The 19066-nt window shown below is 39.5% G+C and carries 18 protein-coding genes and 1 pseudogene; 8 read left to right on the top strand and 11 right to left on the bottom strand.

Annotation, left to right across the window (positions count from 1 at the left end; all coding sequences use genetic code 11):
* Nucleotides 1-36: 36 nt before the first annotated feature.
* From serB to ACLBWE_RS04215, 3 genes are all read left to right on the top strand, one after another.
* Nucleotides 37-1260 (top strand): phosphoserine phosphatase SerB, encoded by a 1224-nt coding sequence (gene serB / locus ACLBWE_RS04225; RefSeq protein ID WP_005037920.1) that lies wholly within the window; start codon nt 37-39, stop codon nt 1258-1260.
* Between the two features lie 409 nt (nt 1261-1669).
* Complete coding sequence (aciT, locus tag ACLBWE_RS04220; protein ID WP_002119105.1) at nt 1670-2005, top strand: ciprofloxacin tolerance protein AciT; 336 nt, start codon at nt 1670-1672, stop codon at nt 2003-2005.
* Between the two features lie 251 nt (nt 2006-2256).
* On the top strand, nt 2257-2736 hold the full coding sequence (locus tag ACLBWE_RS04215; protein ID WP_003654185.1) for a hypothetical protein: 480 nt from the start codon (nt 2257-2259) through the stop codon (nt 2734-2736).
* A gap of 43 nt (nt 2737-2779) precedes the next feature.
* Here ACLBWE_RS04215 and dtd read toward each other — a convergent pair whose 3' ends face one another.
* Entirely contained in the window at nt 2780-3223 is a 444-nt protein-coding gene (gene dtd, locus ACLBWE_RS04210; RefSeq protein WP_447601353.1) for a D-aminoacyl-tRNA deacylase, read from the bottom strand.
* Between the two features lie 168 nt (nt 3224-3391).
* On the opposite strand from dtd, the gene pncB reads away from it, so the two are divergent.
* From pncB to asd, 3 genes are all read left to right on the top strand, one after another.
* On the top strand, nt 3392-4606 hold the full coding sequence (pncB, locus tag ACLBWE_RS04205) for a nicotinate phosphoribosyltransferase (protein ID WP_005037924.1): 1215 nt from the start codon (nt 3392-3394) through the stop codon (nt 4604-4606).
* A gap of 147 nt (nt 4607-4753) precedes the next feature.
* The gene (locus ACLBWE_RS04200) at nt 4754-5602 is read left to right on the top strand and encodes a sulfurtransferase (RefSeq protein ID WP_447601351.1); all 849 of its coding nucleotides are present in this window, start codon (nt 4754-4756) and stop codon (nt 5600-5602) included.
* A complete protein-coding gene (gene asd, locus ACLBWE_RS04195) occupies nt 5599-6450 on the top strand; it encodes an archaetidylserine decarboxylase (protein ID WP_004790127.1) in 852 nt (283 codons plus the stop codon). Before ACLBWE_RS04200 ends, asd begins: the two co-directional genes overlap by 4 nt.
* A gap of 45 nt (nt 6451-6495) precedes the next feature.
* Here asd and ACLBWE_RS04190 read toward each other — a convergent pair whose 3' ends face one another.
* Nucleotides 6496-7257: an AcfC family putative adhesin gene (locus ACLBWE_RS04190; RefSeq protein ID WP_447601348.1), complete on the bottom strand. Its 762-nt coding sequence runs from the start codon at nt 7255-7257 to the stop codon at nt 6496-6498.
* A gap of 243 nt (nt 7258-7500) precedes the next feature.
* On the opposite strand from ACLBWE_RS04190, the gene ACLBWE_RS04185 reads away from it, so the two are divergent.
* Nucleotides 7501-8697 (top strand): alpha/beta fold hydrolase, encoded by a 1197-nt coding sequence (locus ACLBWE_RS04185; RefSeq protein ID WP_447601346.1) that lies wholly within the window; start codon nt 7501-7503, stop codon nt 8695-8697.
* Between the two features lie 65 nt (nt 8698-8762).
* Here ACLBWE_RS04185 and ACLBWE_RS04180 read toward each other — a convergent pair.
* The 4 genes and pseudogenes from ACLBWE_RS04180 to ACLBWE_RS04165 all read right to left on the bottom strand — a co-directional run.
* Nucleotides 8763-8855, bottom strand: a pseudogene (locus ACLBWE_RS04180) (hypothetical protein); the annotation flags it as partial.
* Nucleotides 8856-9779: 924 nt separating this feature from the next.
* A complete protein-coding gene (gene phoR / locus ACLBWE_RS04175; RefSeq protein ID WP_003654168.1) occupies nt 9780-11138 on the bottom strand; it encodes a phosphate regulon sensor histidine kinase PhoR in 1359 nt (452 codons plus the stop codon).
* Between the two features lie 9 nt (nt 11139-11147).
* Entirely contained in the window at nt 11148-11858 is a 711-nt protein-coding gene (gene phoB, locus ACLBWE_RS04170) for a phosphate regulon transcriptional regulator PhoB (protein ID WP_003654166.1), read from the bottom strand.
* Nucleotides 11859-12112: 254 nt separating this feature from the next.
* Complete coding sequence (locus ACLBWE_RS04165) at nt 12113-12784, bottom strand: TetR/AcrR family transcriptional regulator (protein ID WP_003654165.1); 672 nt, start codon at nt 12782-12784, stop codon at nt 12113-12115.
* A gap of 212 nt (nt 12785-12996) precedes the next feature.
* Between ACLBWE_RS04165 and ACLBWE_RS04160 the strand changes: the two genes are divergently transcribed.
* On the top strand, nt 12997-13830 hold the full coding sequence (locus tag ACLBWE_RS04160) for an SDR family NAD(P)-dependent oxidoreductase (RefSeq protein WP_003654163.1): 834 nt from the start codon (nt 12997-12999) through the stop codon (nt 13828-13830).
* Nucleotides 13831-13887: 57 nt separating this feature from the next.
* On the opposite strand, the gene ACLBWE_RS04155 is transcribed toward ACLBWE_RS04160, so the two are convergent.
* The 5 genes from ACLBWE_RS04155 to ACLBWE_RS04135 form a co-directional block, all read right to left on the bottom strand.
* A complete protein-coding gene (locus ACLBWE_RS04155; RefSeq protein WP_447601342.1) occupies nt 13888-15255 on the bottom strand; it encodes an MATE family efflux transporter in 1368 nt (455 codons plus the stop codon).
* A 106-nt stretch (nt 15256-15361) separates the two neighbouring features.
* Complete coding sequence (locus ACLBWE_RS04150; protein WP_447601340.1) at nt 15362-16516, bottom strand: pyridoxal phosphate-dependent aminotransferase; 1155 nt, start codon at nt 16514-16516, stop codon at nt 15362-15364.
* A gap of 28 nt (nt 16517-16544) precedes the next feature.
* Nucleotides 16545-17855 carry a DUF445 domain-containing protein gene (locus tag ACLBWE_RS04145; protein ID WP_080028008.1) on the bottom strand — a complete coding sequence of 437 codons (1311 nt, stop codon included), beginning with the start codon at nt 17853-17855 and terminating at the stop codon, nt 16545-16547.
* A gap of 13 nt (nt 17856-17868) precedes the next feature.
* Nucleotides 17869-18432 (bottom strand): CC0125/CC1285 family lipoprotein, encoded by a 564-nt coding sequence (locus ACLBWE_RS04140; RefSeq protein ID WP_447601338.1) that lies wholly within the window; start codon nt 18430-18432, stop codon nt 17869-17871.
* A 59-nt stretch (nt 18433-18491) separates the two neighbouring features.
* Nucleotides 18492-19031, bottom strand: a complete 540-nt coding sequence (locus tag ACLBWE_RS04135) for a DUF924 family protein (protein WP_447601336.1) — start codon at nt 19029-19031, stop codon at nt 18492-18494.
* Between the last annotated feature and the right edge of the window lie 35 nt (nt 19032-19066).

The raw sequence follows: 19066 nt of genomic DNA, 5'->3' as shown, positions 1-19066 counted from the left end.
TCTTACAATAGTTGTCACTCAGACTAGAGTCAATTCATGCGAGAAATCATTCTTATATCCTTTTTAGGACCAGACCAACCAAACCAGTTTACCCGATTAATGCAAGTACTATCCGTACATTCATTGCAAATACTGGATGTAGGTCAGGCTGTTATTCATAATCAACTCACATTGGGCATTGTAGTCGCGTCAGATAATGAAACTGCGACCGCATTGGCAATGAAAGAAATTCTGATTTTAGCACATGATATTGGCTTAACAGTGCGCTTTAAACCAATCACAGGCGCAGAATACGATCAATGGGTAGGTGAAGGCGGTCGTACTCGTTATATCGTCACGGCTTTGGCACCTGAACTCACTGCTGCCCACTTACAAGCAGTTACACAAATTGTGTCTAGCCAAGGCTTTAACATTGAAACTGTTACCCGATTATCAGGCCGTGTCGACTTTGAAAAGGATAGCGCATTTCCACGTCGTGCATGTGTACAGTTTGGTTTAAGTAGTGGTCCAACTTTAGACGCACAAGCCATGCGTGCAGCATGTTTACGTCTTTCAAGCGAATTAAATATTGATGTTGCTGTTCAAGAAGACAACGCTTATCGACGTAACCGTCGTTTAGTTTGCTTTGATATGGACTCAACACTCATTGAACAAGAAGTTATTGATGAGTTGGCGATTGAAGCAGGGGTAGGCGCACAAGTTGCTGAAATCACTGAAAGAGCGATGCAAGGCGAACTTGATTTCCAGCAAAGCTTCCGTGCTCGTGTTGCATTATTAAAAGGGCTAGATGCTGCTGTTTTACCTAAAATTGCAGAGCGTTTAACCATTACTGAAGGTGCAGAACGCCTCATTTCAACATTGAAGGCGCTTGGCTATAAAACAGCAATTTTATCGGGTGGATTCCAATATTTTGCTGAATATCTACAAGGTAAACTTGGTATTGATGAAGTTCATGCCAACATTTTAGATGTGCAAGATGGCTTTGTAACAGGTGAGGTTAAAGGTGCGATTGTTGATGGCGCACGTAAAGCTGAGCTATTACGCGAACTTGCGAATAAAATGGGCATTTCTTTAGAGCAAGCCATGGCGGTAGGAGATGGTGCAAACGATCTACCTATGCTTGCGATTGCGGGCCTAGGTGTTGCTTACCGTGCTAAACCTTTAGTTCGTCAAAATGCAAATCAGGCCATTTCAAGTGTTGGTTTGGATGGTGTGCTGTATTTGCTGGGCATGCATGACAAAGATTTAAACCGTGCTTAACCTATAGGGCTAAGCTTTAAGCGCTACTTCAGAGTAGCGCTTTTTTTATGCAGAATCGTTATAAAAACAAGCATGTTATGCTCAAATCATGCACAGAAAAAAGGCAATAAAAAAATCTGAAAAAAACTTATTTTGGTCCTTAAAAACAGCATATTTTTTTGTAATGACACGCCAGAATTGATGCCATATAGGGAATCGAACTTTTTTAATTTTACAAAAATGTAATGACAAAAGAATGTTGCGACAAAGTGTGTCGCATTAAGAAATAACGGGTCTTTTTTTCTAAAAAAAAACATCCATAATGCATCCTAAGCTTCAACACAAATTATGAATTAAAGTTGTTTTTGGAATGAGGTCGGGTTTTTAAGACCGAATCTTTTTAGACGTTTTCATTAAGACGGAGGTTTCTATGGTAACAGCGAATTTTGCCGCTATCGCCGGATTCAGCTTGATCGCTGTCGCGCTTGTTGCTGTTTTCTTTTCTCCTTACCGTCGTTGGCTTGGTTTTATGCTTGCAGGGATGTTCTTTTGGGGGCTATTGGAAGTGGTCCGTTTTGGAGTTCAAGTCACTTTTGAAATGCCAGTCACATATAGTTATTTAACTGCACTAAGTCTAGCGATGGTAATGGTTACATTTATTTTGTTACGTGAGGATAAACAGGCACAAAAGGCTTTGGCAAATCGCCAATATATAGAACACACGCCAGTATATGAAGATGATCAGCAGCAATGTTCTAGCCGATAATTAAATTGTTATCTAACGGTAAAGAGGTATGCACAGCATGCCTTTTTTATTTACGAAACGTGATTTTTATTATACAAAGCATTTATTAAAAAATAGCCAGTTATGCTACGATACGTGGGTCTGTTGACGTTTCATCTAGATTGCGTTGCCAGCTAAAAATTATCAGTTAATGCACAAAACACAGGCAATGGTATGTCCTTACTGAGTTTTGCTCTAAAGTTTTCATAAAAATACAATAGGCGTGAATGTTCATGAAACTTTCTTCTATACCTGTAGTCAAATTACCTCTCGTTGATGTCAGTACAGACCCGTTAGATTTATTGGTAGCAGGTTTAGTGCTGCGTATGAAGCAATTGGCACGTACTAGCCCTAAGTTTATTGAATTGATTCATGACCGCGCATTCCGTATTCAGATCGGTACGGATTTAGGTGTTGCACGTCAGATCATTATTAATAATGGACAGATTGACACGGTTGCAGGCGCACCTGAAAAAGCTGATTTTATCTTGCAGTTTGCAGATAGCGAACAGGGTGTAAAAACTTTGATTAAAGGTGACCCAACAGCATTTATGACAGGTATGCAAAACGGCAGCATTAAAATGGAAGGTGACTTCAGCCTACTCGTTTGGTTTAACCAAGTGGCTAGACTCATTCCACCTAAGTTGCCAAAACCAGTTAAAGATAAAGTACGTCAGGCACGTGCTTTTATTAAAGAGAAAACTGGTCGTTAATCACCAGATATAAAAAAACTCCCGATTGGGAGTTTTTTTATATCTAAGCTTCGACTTCCAAGTTAAATGTAACTGGACCATCATTAATTAAATGAACTTTCATATCGGCTGCAAAAATGCCAGTTTGAACTTTTTCAAATTGTGAATGGGTATATTCAACCAGCTGTTCATATAACGCTTTGGCATCTGCTGGTGGCATGGCTGGACCAAAATCTGGACGTAAACCTTTTTGGGTTTGAGCCATAAGGGTAAATTGCGAAACAAGCAGGATTCCACCATTTGCTTGAGAGACATTCCAGCCCATTTTGCCCTGTTCGTCATCAAAGATACGATATTTTAAAATCTTATCAATAAGCTTTTGGCCAACCGCTAAAGTGTCATCACGGCCGATGCCTAAAAAAACCAATAAGCCCTGTTGGATTTCACCGGTAGTCTCACCGTCAACCACCACTTTAGCTTCAAGAACTCGTTGTATTAAAGCACGCATAGTTAAAGCAAATTTCTGCAATTGATTGAATTGGCGTAGTTTAGCAGAAATTAAATTAAATGATTTTTAAAAGGAAATTTCACGGAGCTGCAACAATGGTCTAAAAGCTCGCAATTCATTTATAAAAATATGCTTTAATGCTAAGAAGCAAGCGAATAATCACTGACTATGTCTCCAATTATCCATTCTTTACTAGATACAGACTTGTACAAATTTACGATGTTACAGGTGGTTTTGCATAAGTTTCCGCAAACTCATAGCGTCTATCATTTCCGCTGTAGAAATTTAGAAGATACTGTCTATCCACTAGTAGATATTTTGGATGATTTAAATCAGCAACTCGACTATTTATGTAGCCTTAAATATAAAGAAGATGAGCTTCAATATTTACGTAAATTACGCTTTATCAAAAGTGACTTTGTTGATTATTTAGAATTATTTCAACTGAAGCGACGCTTTATTCAGGCCAGCATTGATGCGGAAGGTCGTTTGGATATTCGTATTGAAGGTCCTATGGTCCAAGCCATGATGTTTGAAATTTTTGTATTGGCAATTGTAAATGAACTTTATTTTAGCCGTATTAAAAACGATGACGTATGGGCTGAGGGTGAACGCCGTTTACAAGCCAAGCTTGAATTGGTTCAGCAATATGAAAAAACTCAAAAACCGAATGACCCACCATTTTTAGTCTCTGATTTTGGTACACGTCGCCGTTATAGCTTCGTATGGCAAAAACATGTTGTGGCAGCCTTTCATAAAACAGTGCCAAATGTATTCCGTGGTACAAGTAATGTGTTGCTTGCTAAAGAGTTAAACATTACTCCAATTGGAACCATGGCCCATGAATTCCTACAGGCTTTTCAGGCACTTGATGTACGACTGCGTGACTTTCAAAAAGCTGCTTTAGAAACGTGGGTACAAGAATACCGTGGAGACTTAGGGATTGCTTTGACTGACGTTGTTGGTATGGACGCTTTCCTCCGAGATTTTGATCTGTATTTCGCCAAACTATTTGATGGCTTACGCCATGACAGTGGTGACCCATATGAATGGGGTGATAAGGCCTATGCGCACTACCGTAAATTAAAAATTGATACCAAAACCAAAATGCTGACTTTTAGTGATGGCCTTAATTTGCCAAAAGCATGGGAATTGCATCAATACTTTAAAGACCGTTTTCAGGTCAGTTTTGGTATTGGAACTAATTTGACTAATGATATGGGACAAAAGCCGCTCAATATTGTGTTGAAACTAGTCGAATGTAATGGTCAGTCGGTTGCGAAAATTTCTGATAGTCCCGGTAAAACCATGACTGATAACGATACTTTCTTAGCTTATTTACGTCAGGTTTTTGAAATTGAAGAACTTGAAGAAGTGGTTTAAGTATTAAATAGTCTCGCTATTTTGTATTTTTAAAAGTAAGAATGCTTATATCTGATTTTCTGCTAAAGAGTTGCATAAAATCAGAGTTTGTTAGATATAAGCTTATGCTAATATGAAATTAAGCTGGTATAAAAAGAAACCATGACGATGACACTCCCGGATTTTAAACTCGATTTATTAATAGAAGCAGAAGAATTAGTGCCTTATCTAGGCAATGAATATATTCGCATTGTAGATTTGAGCCGTGCTTCTGTGTACGAGCAACTTCATATTCCGCATGCTATTCACTTACAACCTAAATGGTTAGTGTCTCAACACGAAGAAGCCACTGGCATTTTGCCAGATGAAGCAGGTTTACAAGCACTGATTGAGAAATTGAATATTTCACCTAATCATCATGTTGTGGTCTATGACGACGAAGGTGGGGCATGGGCTGGGCGTTTAATCTGGAATTTGCATTGCTTAGGATTTACGCGCACTAGTTTAATTAATGGCGGTATTCATGCATGGTTAGGAGCAGGATTACCAACTACAGCAGAAGTCGAAAAAGTTTCTCCTGTTGCAGACTTAATTCAAATTGATTTATCACACACTGCTCAGTTTCGTGTGAACTATGAAGAATTACGAAAACAAGTCGAACAAGAAAATGTTCAATTATGGGATTGCCGAACGAGTGATGAATATAGTGGTGTCCGTTTAGCAGCGCGACGCGGCGGTCACATTCCAAATGCCCTCCATTTTGAATGGAGTACTGCACTTAATCGTCAAAATCATCTAAAATTGCATCCGCTTGAACGCACGCGGCAGCGCCTTGAACAATTAGGGTTTGATTTACAGCAACCCGTAGTTGTGTACTGCCAGTCACATCACCGTTCCGGTTTAGCCTATATTTTGGCTAGACTCTTGGGCTGGGAAGCAAAAGCCTATGATGGTGCGTGGAGTGAATGGGGCAATCGCCTCGATAGTCCTATTATTACTGGAGAATCACCGTCGTGAGTTTCACATCTCGATTAAAAAAAGAATTATTTATTAAGGCACAAAATCTTGTTCCGCAGCATCAATTGAGCCGTGTGGTAGGTAAAGTTGCTGCGAGTGAAAATCCAGTTGTGAAAACTGCTGTTATTCATGCATTTAAAACCAAATATGGGATTGATTTATCGATTGCTGAACAAGGCAATGCACTAAAATATAAATCTTTTAATGACTTTTTTACTCGTGCTTTAAAAGATGGTGTTCGTCTGGTTGACGAAAATGCAGATAGCATTGTGTCACCTGCTGATGGTGCAATTTCTCAGATTGGTAAAATTACTGCGGGTGAAGTATTTCAAGCAAAAGGCCAAAGCTTCTCTGTAGAGAAACTCATTGGCGACCCACAACTTGCTCAGCCATTTCAAGAAGGCGAGTTCGCGACAGTCTATCTATCTCCACGCGATTACCACCGTGTACATATGCCGTTTGCAGGTACATTAACTGAAACGTTGTATGTACCAGGTGAGCTATTTTCGGTAAATCAGGTGACTGCTGAAAATGTACCGGGACTATTTGCCCGTAATGAACGTATGGTGTGTTTGTTTGATACTGAACTTGGCCGTATGGCTGTTGTTTTAGTAGGTGCAATGATTGTTGCTGGTATTGAAACTGTGGCGACAGGTAAAGTGAAACCTTCAGGTCGTATTGAATTACAGCATCATCAGTTAAAACTAGAGAAAGGTGCTGAGCTTGGACGTTTTTATTTAGGTTCTACCGCAGTTATTTTATTTGAAAAAGATAAGATCGAATGGGAACAACGTTTTAAAGCTGAGTCTGTAGTTGTAATGGGCGAGCGTATGGGACATACAGTTTAATTCGTAAATAAGATTTAAAAAAAGGGAGCTTAGCTCCCTTTTAAATTATTTAGTCCAACCATATTTTTTGAAAATAGTATTGCCTTGTTGAGACGATAAAAACTCTACAAACCGTTTAGCTTCAGCATCTTTTAAACTATGTTTGGTTAAGGCAACACCTGTATCGCGATAGACAACTAGTTCTTTCTCTATAGGTATAATTTGTCCGATATCAAGGTTACTAACTCCCCAAATATTAAAAACTAACCAAGCATCATAGCTACTATTTTCTTCCCAGTTTTTCTTGGCAATACCTGTGTTGGCTGCATAGGTGGCAATATTTTTTCGAACAGATTTGGTTAATTGAATATTGCCTGTTCTACCAGCGATATCCTCCCACATACCTACCTGACCTGCGCCATGCGTAACTAAAACCTTAAGGCTGGGTTTAGCTAGGTCTTTAAATCCTTTAATATTTTTAGGATTTCCTTTGCGCACTAAAATGGCTGCAGGACGTAAATACAAAGGTTCTACCGAGTCTTTTAGAATTTGCTCAGAAAAAGTATTTTCGAAATCAGACATCATGGCTTCGGAACCACTATATATAATATCGGCATCTAGTTTCGCTTGGTCAGACCATTGAGAAGTAGGGCCAGATGTTACATGGACAGCTATGCCCGTTTTATTGGTGAATTGTTTGGCGGCTTCTTTCATTGCTGGTGCTGGCCCACCAGGACCATATACCTGAATGTCTGCAAAGCTATAAATCGGTAGAGAACCGAGAGTAAGGTAAATCAGGTACTGTATAAATTTATATTGTTTTGACATTTTAATCGCTATAGTAATTAAGAAAATATCAGCATATATTTTTTACTATTTAAATTGGATTGATTTTTGCAACAATATTTATAATACGTTTCTTTAAAATATATTTTAATTAAATTTTAAGTGATTATGTTTAAATGTAAGTTAGTTTAAATTGAACATAAATGTAGATAATTTTATGGTAATTTAGATTTTACAAATTGATTATTTAAATAGATATAATGTAAATAATAGAGGAGTAATCCCTTGATTAGAAAATGTAATTCTTTTTTAAAAATTTTATTTAGCAGTGCTTGTTTGGTGTCTGGCTCTGCGATGGCTGCTCCAATTACAGATTTGAGTAAGCAAATTGTGAGCGAAAAACCGGGTTCAATACTGTCTCTAGAACAGCAAGCTGTGACGGATTTATTTCCTCATGCAGATCAGCGCTTATTGGTAAATTATCGTAGTCGAGGTATTCAGGGCGAACCTATTGTTGCATCGGCTTTTATTTTATTACCCAAAGGCATTCCTCCAAAAAATGGCTGGCCTATACTCGCTTGGGCACATGGTACGACTGGAGTCGCCGATACCTGCGCGCCTTCGGGTGATTATGTGGGTGGGCCAGTTCATTCATACCAAGAAGTTGCTTCTAAAGCTTTAGATGGTTGGCTTGCACGTGGCTATGCAGTTGTTGCACCTGATTATCAGGGCTTAGGGACACCGGGTGGGCATCCCTATATGAATGCAAAGAGCCAATTGCATACGGTAGTAGATGCAGTGCGTGCATTACATTTGCTTAAGCCCAAGAGCTTTAATAAACAGTGGTTGGTGATGGGCCACAGTCAAGGCGGGGCTGCGGCAATTGCAGTGTCTGCCTATGGTCAAAAAGATGCGCCCGAACTAGATTTAAAAGGGGCGATAGCGCTTGCTCCGGGTGGCTATCAATATGAAGGTATTGCAGAATATGTGCAGAGTCATCCAAACCCAGAACCTAGCGTAGCTGCTTTCTTCCCGATTGTGCTATTAGGAGCACAAGCAGCAGAGTCGAGCATAGTTCCTGAGAATTTAGTCAGTCCAGAAATGAAAGCGGTGCTGACCCAAGCGCGCAGCCGCTGTTTATCTGAACTTCAATCTGATTTAAAGAAATCTCCTTCTAGTATATTTCGATCTGATGCTGATTTAAAACCTCTCTTGGCTTATCTAAAACAACAGTCGATTGAAAATATGGTACCTACCGTACCGTTAATGATTGTTCAGGGTTCTAAAGATCATTTAGTCGACCCGAGAGGGACATATGCCTATTATCAACAGCTATGTAAATTAAAAAAACCAACGGTATATCAAACGATTGATGGTGGAGATCATCGTGATGCACTACGCCAGAGCAATACTTTTGCTACTCACTTTTTAAATGTAATAGAGAAAAACCAAAGTAAATCCTATTGCTCGATTTCTAAGTAAATTGGTTTAAATGCTAAAAAAGCCGACTTTTCATGAGCCGGCTTTTTATATTTGAAGGGGTGACTTTAGGTCAGGTTATACAGTCTTTCTTTAGGGAAAACTGCAGTAAAATCAGCCTTCATATTCACGTCCATTTTTGCGCCATTTTCCATCAGCACCTTTATACCAGTCTGGGGCTACAGCTGGGCCTCGTGCTCCTGAGCCTTCTCGTGACTCATCTATAGAATCAATTTTATCAATGTACACTGTATTTTCTTGGCCTTCATAAACTCTGCTGCGCAACAGTATTGTACGGTGCTTCCAATCAATACTTTTAAGTTCTCCCTGTTCACAAGTTTGATTTATTGAACCACCAAAATGTCCCCAAACCATTAAATACTTGCCCATACGGATGCGTCTTAATTGATCATCAATAGTTTCTATATAAGGTTCGTCTTCGATTGGCTCAAGTGACTCAATTTTATCAAAAGAGATTAGTCCAATTGATTCACCTTCTATGAATACGCGAATTGATACAAGAATAGTCTGTTGATCTTTATCAATATGAAGAACTTTTACTTTTAATGATTCTCCACTTTTTAAACCGAGAATAAAGCAATCAGTTATTTCTGCATTATTCGATATTATTTCTACTGGGTTAATAGTCATTTAAGCCTCGCTTAATTATTATGTTAGCTGTTCTTATGGATTAAGTTTTTTGTAGCGAGTTAATAATACTAATTTTATTTAAAAATGAAAGTTATTTTTAAAACTGTTAAATAATTAGTTTAAATGGTGTTTTTTATTTTCATCATTTTTTAAATTATCAATGACATTGATTATATATATTGTATAAATTGAGTGGTTTTATTTTTTTAAAGTACATTTAGTATATCTATTTCATAAATTCTAATCTATGAAATAGATATGAGAAAAAAAGAAGATTTATTAAATAACTTATATAGACTGACTATAGATTATATTTGATATTATCAATGACAAAAAATTAAAATCATGTCCATAATAACTTATATATACAAAATGGCTAAGTATCTTTCACTGCGTCTATTTAATATCCACCCTTTGTGTGAAATGAATACTTTTTAAGCCATGTTATATAGTCTTTCTTTAGGAAAAACTACTGTAAAAGTTGAACCTTCATTTTCTTTAGACTGGACATCTAAATAAGCGCCATGTTGCATTAATACATGCTTCACAATGGCCAAACCTAAACCTGTACCGCCTGTTTGACGACTACGGTCGCTGTCAACACGATAGAAGCGTTCAGTCAGACGTGGTAAATGTTTCGGATTAATTCCAATGCCTGTGTCTTGTACACTAAAGTAGGCATGTTCACCGTCGTCATGCCAGCCAATCGTAATGGTTCCACCTTTGGGCGTGTATTTGATGGCATTGGTAATTAAGTTACTAAACGCGCTGGCGATTTCCATGTCAGAACCAATCAGGTCACAGTGACTATCAATATGTAAATTGAGTGTATGTCCATAATCGGCATTGTAGGCCTGAGCATCATCAAACAGTTGATTCATTAAACTCGGCATTTCAATAATCTGATTTTTTGCAATTTTCTTATTATTTTCTAAATTCGATAACAGTAGTAAATCATTCACCAAAGCATTCATACGTTTGGTTTGTGACTGCATCTGATCAAACGCACGTTTCCAGCGTGGACTAATATCTTCTTGATCGGTAAATGTCTCGATATAACCACTAAGTACAGTTAATGGTGTACGAAGTTCATGAGAAATATTATCTACAAAGTCTTTACGCATTTGCTCAAGGTTGTGCATACGAGTAACGTCGTAAGCCACCAATAAACGGCTTTCTCCACCAAATCGTGTGAGCTTGACCTGCACATATCGGTCATCGTCAAAACTCGACTGTAATTTAATACCATCGGGTGCCTGATCAATATTGTTAAAATATTCAATAAAGGTCGGCTGGCGTAAAATCGTTAATAAATTTCGACCACGGTCGAGAGGGCTGATACCTAACAAACGTTCAGCAGCAGGGTTCCACCATTCAATTTTATGTTGATCATCAATGAGGACAACAGCTTCGGCAAGCGCCACTAAAGAAGACTGAGCGCGGTCAATTAAACCGACCATTTCTGCTTGAACGATTCGTTCCTGACGCTGGGCACGGTAAACATTAAACAATAACGCTCCCCAAATCCCGTTTAGGTTTGGAGGAACGTCATAAGGTTTATTTGCAATCCAGTCATTGACCAGATAAAGCGAACGCAACTGGAGTGTAAAAAACACCACAAAGGCGATAAAAATACAGCTCCAGAAATACCCAAGGCCTAAACCGACTAAACCGGCAATAATTATAAAAAATAATAAAAGCCGTAAATCTTGTTTGGCAAACGTCCATAAACTACTGTAGCGGGAAAGCTTTTGTTCACGTACCTGTTCGGGGACGGGGTAGGGTTCATACATAAATCTTGGTTAACCTGCGGCTAAATCTGCACGTGTTGAGAAGCGGTAGCCAGTTCCACGCACGGTCTGAACAAATCGGTCAACACCAAAAGGTTCTAAAACTTTACGCAAACGACGGATGTGCACATCGATAGTTCGATCTTCGATATATACATTACCGCCCCAGACCTGATCGAGCAACTGGGCACGTGTATATGCACGCTCTGGATGGGTCATAAAAAACGCAAGTAAGCGATATTCAGTTGGGCCCATATCTAAAATACTGTCGCCAAAGCTGACACGTTGGCTCACAGGATCAAGAATTAAACCATTGGCGTCAATCATTTTTTCGCCACTTAATGCATTTGCACGACGCAGAACCGCTTTAATACGTGAAACCAGTTCACGTGTTGAGAAAGGCTTCGTCATGTAATCATCTGCGCCAGCATCCAGACCTTGTACTTTGTGGTCTTCTTCTCCGCGAGCGGTAAGCATAATTACTGGAATTTCTGCTAAGTTCTCATCACGTTTTAAGCGGCGACATAAATCGACACCACTTACGCCTCCAGGTAACATCCAATCGAGCAAGATAAGCGCCGGACGTTGGTCGACGATAATTTGATGAGCCTGTTTGGCATCTTCTGCCTGCAAACATTGAAAGCCTGCCATGTCCAAAGAAGTATGGATCATTTCACGAATAGGAAGCTCATCATCGACAATTAAAATATAGTCATCTTTCACAGCGCAATATCCTATAGATTTAACGGTGAACCGTTTTGTAGTTATGACAGGCTTATTACAAAGATTAATTATGACAATTTCATTGCAGAAAAGTCTATAAAATTGAATTTAGCAATAATTTGTGACAAAAGTAAGGCAAAGGTGTGACCGAATGATGACATGAAAGCTTAAATATTCTTAAAATCATTCAATAAGTTATCACCTTTAAAGCTGAACTGGTTTTGTACATTTTAGAGTGTCAAAAAACTTTAATATTATTTTGAAACCTTGGCCAATAAAGATAAGAAAACAATGCGGCATGCGGTTAAAACCTGTTCAAGAGACTGCTCAAAGCCTCCCATGACCCATCGAATTGCAATTTGAGTAACATATCCATTTAAGCCAGTTGCGATTAGAGAGAGCTCATTTTCGTTGTGTTGGATTTGTGGCATGGTCAACATAACAAAGGCCTGAATCATTCGATCAAACTGTGCAAGAGTTTCTTGAATGGTGGCCTGATTATGTAATTCTTGTACCAAAACTGCGTCAACATAGACAATGCGAGCTAATCTCGGGTCGTCTTTTAATGTCGTCAGCAGTGCCCTTAAACCAGCATCGACCATTTTTTCTGGATCTGGTGTCGCTTTAATGACAGCTTGCATCAGGTTTTGCTGCAATTCTTCAATCATTTTTAAAAAGATGGTTTGAAATAAATCTTCGCTCTTTTTAAATGATTCATAAAAATAACGTTCTGTGAGTTTTGCTTCTTGGCAGACATCCTTAACCGTCACGGAAAAAAAGCCGAGTGTTCCATAAGTCGCAATGCCAGCTTCAATCAGTTTTTCTCGGCGTGCCTCTTTACGTTCAGATAGAGATAACCCTTTGAACTGACGTTCTTTACTCACAGTTTTTGTTTTCTTTTTACTGGTTGAGTCGTTTGTCGCCATAAATAAGTCGTTTCCTAAAGATTGGTTTCCTAATTTATAGGTTTTAGCCAAATATGCTCACTATGATAAAGCTCTCAGCAGAATTGTGCCATTCTATCTGAAATTACAGTGTACTATATTGACAATGGATATTGTCAAAATTATATTAAAGATGTCTAAGCTGCACATGCAATGAACCGATTGTGCAAATATCGAAAAACAAAGGATGGACAATGAAAAATTTTAAAAACAAAGTCGCTGCAATTACGGGCGCAGGTTCTGGCATTGGGCAACAACTCGCAATTCTTTTGGCAAAACAGGGCTGCCATCTTTCATTGAGTGATATTAATGAGAAGGGATTACAGCAAACCGTTGAGCTTTTAAAACCGTATAGCACGATTACTGTGACGACCAAAAAGCTTGATGTTTCTGACCGTGAAGCGGTAAAGCAGTGGGCCCAAGAAACTGTTCAAGATCATGGGTCAGTTAACCTGATTTTCAACAACGCTGGCGTCGCTCTAGGTTCAACTGTCGAAGGTGCGACCTACGAAGATTTAGAGTGGATCGTTGGGATTAACTTCTGGGGTGTAGTGTACGGAACGAAAGAGTTCTTACCGTTCATTAAGCAAACGCAAGATGGCCATATTATTAATATTTCAAGCCTATTTGGTTTAACCGCTCAACCAACTCAATCTGCTTATAACGCAACTAAATTTGCTGTGCGCGGTTTTACCGAGTCATTGCGTCAAGAGTTAGATATTGAAAAAAGTGGCGTAAGCTCTTTGTGTGTACATCCGGGTGGAATCCGCACCAATATTGCTAAATCTGCAAAAATGAGTGATAGCTTGAATAGTTTGGGTATGGACCCGACTAAATCGATTCAAAATTTTGACAAGTTATTACGTACTCCACCTGAAGAGGCTGCTAGTCAAATTTTACAAGCAGTATTAAAAAATAAACGTCGTTTATTGATTGGTAGTGATGCAAAAATTCTTGATGCATTCCAGCGTTTGTTCCCAACTGGATATCAACGTGCTTCTACCATTGTGACTAAGTTAATGAAATAATTTCAAAGTCAAAAAAAGCCATCAAATGATGGCTTTTTTTATAAGAATTGATTGGTTCTAAATAAGAACTTTGATCTTCTTTTTCTTCCAGATGAATTGGTAATAGAGCCCTTGAATAATACACAAACTGACAAATGCCAAGGCATAGGCAACCCAGATTCCTTTAAGGCCCCATATTGAGCTAAACCAGTAAGCACATGGAATTTCAATAAACAAAATAGCGGAAATATTAAGTAGCATTGGAACGGTCACTGTGCCGCTGGCACGCATGATCGATGCAAAAATGGCACCCGCACCAAAGAATAAAATTGCCCAAAGTACAATAAATAAAAGTTGTTGGCCCAGTACCACCACGGTTGGGTCGGTAATGAATAAAGCCATTAAATATTTTGAAAATAGATAGCCAAGTCCAATTAAGGTACCCGTAAATAAAAAGTTCATGCCTAAGGCAGTACGAGTCACACGAGATAACAATTCAGATTTACCTGCACCAATCGCTTGTGCAGCAAAAATTGAAGCTGCAATTGAGATTGATAAGGCAGGGAACTGGATGTAATTGAGCACCTGATTTACCGCACCATATGCTGCTGTAGCATGTGAACCATAATGGTTAACCAACCCGACAATAACCAACCCAGCCATTGAGGTGGTAATCATTTGAATACCGGTTGGGACGCCTAAGCGCAAAATGATTTTGCTCAGTTCTGGATTGTGACGGATATGTTGCAGAAGCTGACGATTCGGCCGAAGTGGATGATTTTTCTTATTTAGATAAATCGCAAGAAAAATCAAAATAGCCACATAACCCGTGATCGTTGCAATTGCTGGAGCAATAATTCCCAGAGCTGGTAAGCCAAAATAACCTTTAAGCAATATCGGGGTAATCACCAAACCAATAACGCTAGTTAAAGCAAGGGCAAGCAAAGGTGTAGTACTGTCGCCTACACCACGTAAAATTGAAGTATAGATAATATAAACAAACAGAAGCGGGCTGCCTGCCAGCATCCACTGCACATAAGGTAAAGCCAGATGCATCACCTTGGGGTCAGTGCCTAATAACTCTAAAATATCGTGGGCAAAAAACACACCAATAATCGCGGTAATTACTCCACCAATCAGTGTCATAAAGAGGGTAGAACCCACCACACTTTGGACTTTTTCAATATTTTGCGCGCCCCATGCTTGCCCTACTAAAACAGTCGTACCTGTTGAAATCCCGATAATAAAAGCGAGTAGCAAAAATAAAATAGGGAAAAAAACAGAGACGGCAGCAATTGCATCTACTCCCATCATTTGACCAACAAAGATGGTGTTAATAGTTCCGGACAAGTTCTGCAAAATATTGGTTGCAATCAGGGGGAGCAAGAAAACAAAAAATGTTTTCCATAGATTTTGCTGATGAATTAAAGACTGTCTTGGTGGCATGCATTCTCCATCGCCCATCTCTTTGATGAGCGGGGCAGATATCCAACTTAGCATAGTTAGAGCAAATGGCTTGTAGTGTTTTTACTATGCTAAGTGGCTAAATTTATTAACATTGATTCAGAATTTCTCCTGCTTTTTGCAATGTCTCATCATTTTTAGCAAAGCAGAAACGAATCAAACGCAAAGACTCTGGCGCTTGCTTGTAGAAAACCGAAACCGGAATAGCCACAATCTTATGTTGTTCTGCTAGAAACTGGCACATTTCAACATCGTTTAAGTCGGGTCTAATTTGACTGTAATCGAGATTTTGGAAATAAGTACCTTGAGACGGATTTAGCAAGAAACGGCTATGGTGAATCGCCTGATTAAAATGATCTCGCTTAGTTTGGTAGAACTGTGGCAGCTCTTGAATATGTTCTGGATGTTGCTCCATATATTGCGCTAGAGCAATCTGACAAGGTGTCGTGCCACAGAAATTCGCATATTGGTAAATTTGGCGGAATAAACGCATTAACTCAGGTGAAGCGACACAATAACCTGTTTTCCAGCCTGTTACATGAAAGGTTTTTCCAAAAGAACCGATCACAAAACTACGCTCTCTGAGCTCTGGAAAATGCAATGCACTAAAGTGTTGTTGACCGTCAAAGACCAGATGTTCATAGACCTCATCAGATAAAATCACAATATTTTTATCTTGAATCAGTTCAATGAGTTCTAACCAATCCTGTTTATCCCAGATGGTACCTGTTGGATTATGGGGAGTATTCACCACAATCATTCGAGTTTTATCGTTAATCAGATCTTTAACCTGTTGCCAGTTCACCTTAAAGTCGGGTGCTTCAAGAGCGATATGAATGGCTTTACCACCAGCTAACTGCACGGAAGGACCATAACTGTCGTAACTTGGGTCAAAAATAATAACTTCATCGCCCGCATTAATGCATGCCTGTATGGCACAAAAAATTGCAATGGTTGCGCCGGGAGTAATGGTAATTTGCGTGACAGGATCTAGTTGAAGTTGGTCGCGTTGCTGAAATTGTAAAGCAAGCTGTTCACGTAAACCGAGAATACCATCGCCAGGTGGATATTGATTATGCCCAGCCAAAGTCGCCTGAGATAAGGCTTCCAGTAAGGCTGGTGGTGCCGGAAAATCTGGAAAACCTTGTGACAGGTTGAGTGCACCTAGTCGATGTGCCATTGCCGTCATGGTGCTAAAAATCGTCACGCCTTGAGTGGCCAATTTTGACTGTAGCTGTAGCATATTGTTCTCTGATTAAAAATATTTAAAGTTATAAAATTGATTCAATCACTGCACGAATTACACCGAGTGTTAAACCAATAAATGCCCCGACTACAACGCCGTTCACACGGATCATATGTAAGTCGCCACCGACTTCGTTTTCAATTTTCCCAATCATTTCGCGCGAATCCCATTCATGAATGCGTTCGCTGACATAGCGGATGATTTTATGGCTATATTGGTCTGTAAAATTCAGCGCAAGGCCTGTCATTTCTTTGTTCAATACTTCACGCACTTTGGCATTTTGAACAAGATTTTCACCCAGTTGTTGAATAGCAGCCCGAAGGTTCATTGCAATACCTGAGTCTTTTTTCATTAAATCTTCTTTAATGGCATCACACAAAATGGTGACAGCACCACTGATGAAGTTTAGGACTTGAGGACTGTCTAAAAGAGCATCTTTACCGCTGTTTAGGCGTTGGCTGGCAGCACTGTCTGGTTTTGCTAGCTCAAGCATGAGCGAGTGGGCAATGGTTTCAATTTCCTGTCGCCATGGGTGTTCATGGTCTGCCAGCATCGATTCTACTTTTTCAACGAGTGAATCGATGGTACGTTGTTGAACATCAATACCGATCCAGCTTGCACCTTTTGCAAGTGACCATACACCCAGTGCTTTAAACATTTTTCGGGTTAACTCACGGGTTTTATCTGGGTTTTGTACCACCCACTCATGGGCGATATCGAGTCCACGCTGTAAAACGTCTTGGTGGAAGTCATTTTCCAATACTGCGCGGAGCATTTCACTTGCGAGTTTATTGACTTCGGTATTACGCACCCACTGCACACTATTGTTTTGCACAAAGTTGGCAATTTGATCTTGGCTAACAAACTCAAAAATTTTCGGAACAGTTTGCTGAATAAGCTGTACCACTTGCGTATTGTTTTGTGGACTTGCTAACCATTGACCAATTGCGAGGCTTAAGTCAGTTTTTTCTAAGCTACGTTCGACCACTTGAGGCGAAAGAAAATTTTCCTGTACAAAACGGCCCATTGACTCTGCAATGCGAGCTTTGTTGCGCGGAATAATCTCGGTGTGGTCGCGTAAAAACTTCGGAATTGGTAACTTACCAAATGGGTTCCGAAATAGAACTGTAATCGCGTACCAGTCGGCTAAACCACCGACTACACCGGCTTCTGCCCCTAACATTAAAATGTGAATAAAACCTGTGTACTCTGGCAGAAAACGGTCGGCTACCATCAGTGCAACCCACAGCACAACGACAATAATAAGCGCTAGAGTGGCAAAATATTTGCTACGTTTAAGACTGGGCACGTGGTGGACTTCTTCTGCCATGTTCATAAATTTATCCTATTCATTTTTGTTTTACTGGAGGCTCAGGCGGTGGCAACAGCTCTCCTGTCGGACTCAATCCATATTTTTGTCCGATTGATTTCAAGATCAAGGTTGTATCAAAAGCATCCTGAGGAGCCTGCTTCTGATCCCGATAACATTCAATAGTATACGACACTTGAACAGGATCGATATTGACCACTTGTGGGTAATCATAGAACGGATCATGCCAGAAACCAGGGTAACGACGACCATAACCATATGGGTAAAAACTTGGAGCAGATGGGTAAACCACGGCTTGACGTGGTGGTTTCTGACTTTGATTACTTGGGTCATTTTGCACTTTAAAAAAGCGGAAGCCTTTTTGTACCGTCGTTTGTGCTGATTTTACCAAAGTGATTTCTTCAGCTGCGCCATAACTCATATTCGGGTCGGCTTGAAAACTAATCCGAAAAGTTTGGGCATTTAAAGGATATGCTGAAAACTGACCAAGTTGATCAAAGGTTCTTGGTTTACTTGGCGTCGTTGCACAAGCAGTTAAAGTTAAGGCAGTGCCTAAGGCTAAACAAAGAGAGAGATATTTCATGATGAACTCCCAGCTGAGTATTAGAAAATAGATGACTCAGCGTTAAAAATTAAGAAGTTTTAAAAACTACTGTTTGGTTCTAATAAAAATTCGGTTTCCTCTGGAGTGGAGACACGTCCAAGAATCGCATTGCGATGAGGATAACGACCAAAGCGATCGATAATCACTTTATGCTTTTTCTCAAAGCTTAAGTTAATTTCATTGCCGAGGCGTTGAAATAGTTTTAACGCAAATTCATGGATCAATTTTGATTCACTATGCATAAACGGCATATATAAAAAAGAGCGTTGCTCTGGATTAAGCTGTGCATCTAATTGCAAGCTAATGGCTTCTTGTGACAAAGCTAATGCCAAGCTGTCGTAAGCAAAAGATTGTGGTTGATCACGATAAATGTTGCGAGAAAACTGGTCTAGTACAATAATCTCTGCCAGACGGCCTTCAGCCGTTTTTCGCCAAGACCAAAGTTCTGCTTGAGTTGCCTGTCGATGAACGTCAGAAAAATTTTCACAAATCTTTTTGTCAAAATCATCACTTTTTGCAAACCAAAGTGAACGGTGTTCAGGTGAAAACCAGAAGTTTAAAATGTCTTGATCGTTCATGATATTGACAACTCTTTAGCAATTATTCTTCAATA

Source organism: Acinetobacter sp. M5A5_2a, assembly GCF_053345265.1.
This window is presented reverse-complemented; position numbering and strand designations above follow the sequence as displayed.

Coding starts and splice junctions, on each gene's coding strand:
- serB (WP_005037920.1), top strand. CDS start 37: ATGCGAGAAATCATTCTTATATCCTTTTTAGGACCAGACCAACCAAAC.
- aciT (WP_002119105.1), top strand. CDS start 1,670: ATGGTAACAGCGAATTTTGCCGCTATCGCCGGATTCAGCTTGATCGCT.
- ACLBWE_RS04215 (WP_003654185.1), top strand. CDS start 2,257: ATGAAACTTTCTTCTATACCTGTAGTCAAATTACCTCTCGTTGATGTC.
- dtd (WP_447601353.1), bottom strand. CDS start 3,223: ATGCGTGCTTTAATACAACGAGTTCTTGAAGCTAAAGTGGTGGTTGAC.
- pncB (WP_005037924.1), top strand. CDS start 3,392: ATGTCTCCAATTATCCATTCTTTACTAGATACAGACTTGTACAAATTT.
- ACLBWE_RS04200 (WP_447601351.1), top strand. CDS start 4,754: ATGACACTCCCGGATTTTAAACTCGATTTATTAATAGAAGCAGAAGAA.
- ACLBWE_RS04190 (WP_447601348.1), bottom strand. CDS start 7,257: ATGTCAAAACAATATAAATTTATACAGTACCTGATTTACCTTACTCTC.
- phoR (WP_003654168.1), bottom strand. CDS start 11,138: ATGTATGAACCCTACCCCGTCCCCGAACAGGTACGTGAACAAAAGCTT.
- ACLBWE_RS04165 (WP_003654165.1), bottom strand. CDS start 12,784: ATGGCGACAAACGACTCAACCAGTAAAAAGAAAACAAAAACTGTGAGT.
- ACLBWE_RS04160 (WP_003654163.1), top strand. CDS start 12,997: ATGAAAAATTTTAAAAACAAAGTCGCTGCAATTACGGGCGCAGGTTCT.
- ACLBWE_RS04155 (WP_447601342.1), bottom strand. CDS start 15,255: ATGCCACCAAGACAGTCTTTAATTCATCAGCAAAATCTATGGAAAACA.
- ACLBWE_RS04150 (WP_447601340.1), bottom strand. CDS start 16,516: ATGCTACAGCTACAGTCAAAATTGGCCACTCAAGGCGTGACGATTTTT.
- ACLBWE_RS04145 (WP_080028008.1), bottom strand. CDS start 17,855: ATGAACATGGCAGAAGAAGTCCACCACGTGCCCAGTCTTAAACGTAGC.
- ACLBWE_RS04140 (WP_447601338.1), bottom strand. CDS start 18,432: ATGAAATATCTCTCTCTTTGTTTAGCCTTAGGCACTGCCTTAACTTTA.
- ACLBWE_RS04135 (WP_447601336.1), bottom strand. CDS start 19,031: ATGAACGATCAAGACATTTTAAACTTCTGGTTTTCACCTGAACACCGT.